Genomic DNA, 2153 nt, shown 5'->3' with positions numbered 1-2153 from the left:
GGCGAGGCGCGCCAGGTGGCCTCCCGCCCCGGCGGCGTCGCCGCGTTCCGCACGGGCGGCGACGTGGTCGTGTTCGCCTCCGACGTGCTCGACGGCGAGGAGGCCGCCGAGGCCGAGCGCCGCAAGGCCCGCAAGGACGCCGGGATCAGCGCGATCCTGCACGAGGACACCCCGGTGCGCTACTGGGACCACGACCTCGGCCCCGGCCGCACCCGGCTGTTCGCCGGCCGCCTCGGCGACGGGGAGCGGCTGGAGGACGTCCGCGACCTGACGCCCGCCCCCGGCGAGGGCCTGCGCGACGTCGCGTTCGAGCTGACGCCCGACGGCTCCACTGTGGTCGCGACCTGGCGGATCCACCTGCCGCTCGGCCGGCTGCGCACCGAGCTGGTCACGATCGACGTGGCGAGCGGCGCGCGCCGCGTGCTGTTCGCCGACGACGGCGCCGACTTCACCGGCCCGCTCGCGATCTCGCCCGACGGCACGCGCGTCGCCTGCTCGCGCGAGCGGCACACCGGTCTGGACGTGTCCGCGCGCTGGGAGCTGTGGATCGGCGACCTGACCACCGGCGAGGGCCGCGCCCACGCGCCCGACCTGTTCCCGCTGGACGTCGCGTGGGCGCCCGACTCCTCGGCCGTCTACCTGGCCGCCGACCACCGGGGCCGCCGCCCGGTCTTCCGCGTCCCGCTGGACGGAGAGGTGAGCAGGCTCACCCCGGACGACTCCTCGTACCTCGGGCTCAGCCCCTCGCCCGACGGGCGCTTCGTGTACGCGCTGCGCAGTGGCGTCGACCGCGCGCCGGGACCGGCCCGGATCGACGCCGTCACCGGCGAGGTCGCCGAACTGCCCTCGCCCGCTCCGCGCCCGGAGGTGCCCGGCGCGCTCACCGAGATCTCCGCGACCGCCGACGACGGCGCCACCGTCCGCGGCTGGCTGGTGCTGCCCGAGGGCGCCTCGGCCGCGAGCCCGGCGCCGCTGCTGCTGTGGATCCACGGCGGACCGGTCGGCTCGTGGAACGACTGGCAGTGGCGCTGGCAGGCCTGGATCATGGCGGAGCGCGGCTACGCCGTCCTCATGCCGGACCCGTGCCTGTCCACCGGTTACGGCCAGGAGATGATCGACCGCGGCTGGGGCGACTGGGGCCCGCGCACCATGGCCGACCTCGACGCCGTCGTGGACGCGGCCGTGGCCAGGGACGACATCGACGCAGAGCGCACCGCGGCGATGGGCGGCTCGTTCGGCGGCTACATGGCCAACTGGGTCGCCGGGCACACCGACCGCTACAAGGCCGTCGTCACCCACGCCTCGCTCTGGCACCTCGACCAGTTCGCCGGCACCACCGACGCCCCCATGTACTGGCAGCGGGAGTTCGGCGCCCCGGGCTCCGAGCGCTACGCCAGGCTCTCACCGCACCACGCCCTCGACCGGATCAGCACCCCCATGCTCGTCATCCACGGCGACAAGGACTACCGGGTGCCGATCGGCGAGGCGCTGCGCCTGTGGTGGGACCTGCGGCGCACCGGCGCCGAGGCGAAGTTCCTCTACTTCCCCGACGAGAACCACTGGATACTCAAGCCGGGCAACATCGTCGCCTGGTACGAGACCGTCCTGTCCTTCCTCGCGCAGCACGTGCTCGGCCAGGAGTGGAAGCGCCCGGACTCGGTGGCGTGATGCCCGACTACGTACGGCTGGCCGAGGACATCGCCCGCGAGGCGGGCGACATGCTGCTCGCCAAGCGCCCCACGATGTCGCGCGACGTCGAGACCAAGTCCAGCCCCACCGACGTGGTCACCGCCCTGGACCGGGCGTCCGAACGGCTGATCCGCGCCCGCGTCCAGGCGGCCAGGCCCGGCGACCGGATCCTCGGCGAGGAGGGCGGCGAGGCGGGCGGCGACTCCGGCGTGCGCTGGATCGTCGACCCCGTCGACGGCACGGTCAACTTCCTGTACGGCCTGCCCGAGTGGGCGGTCTCGATCGCCGTCGAGGTGGACGGCCGGGTCGTCGCCGGAGTGGTCAACGTCCCGCCGCGCGGCGAGGTGTTCACCGCGGCGCTCGGCGAGGGCGCCCGGCTCGGCGGCGAGCCGCTGCGCTGCAACACCGGCGTGCCGCTGGAGCGGGCGCTGGTGGCGACGGGGTTCGGCTACGCGGCGGGCAGG

The 2153-nt window shown here is 75.0% G+C and carries 2 protein-coding genes; both read left to right on the top strand.

From position 1 onward, the window contains the following. Positions 1–1668, top strand: a 1668-nt coding sequence (locus DQW85_RS24020) for a S9 family peptidase (RefSeq protein ID WP_240197389.1), incomplete at its 5' end; no start/stop codon positions are given. After that, the coding region (locus DQW85_RS24015) for an inositol monophosphatase family protein (protein WP_275888247.1) at positions 1668–2153 on the top strand (486 nt) is incomplete at its 3' end. The genes DQW85_RS24020 and DQW85_RS24015, both read left to right, overlap by 1 nt.

It is taken from the genome of Nonomuraea lactucae, assembly GCF_003313395.1.
Taxonomy (GTDB): Bacteria; Actinomycetota; Actinomycetes; order Streptosporangiales; family Streptosporangiaceae; genus Nonomuraea; species Nonomuraea lactucae.
Note: the sequence above shows the minus strand (reverse complement) of the source record. Positions and strands in the feature narration are given on the sequence as shown.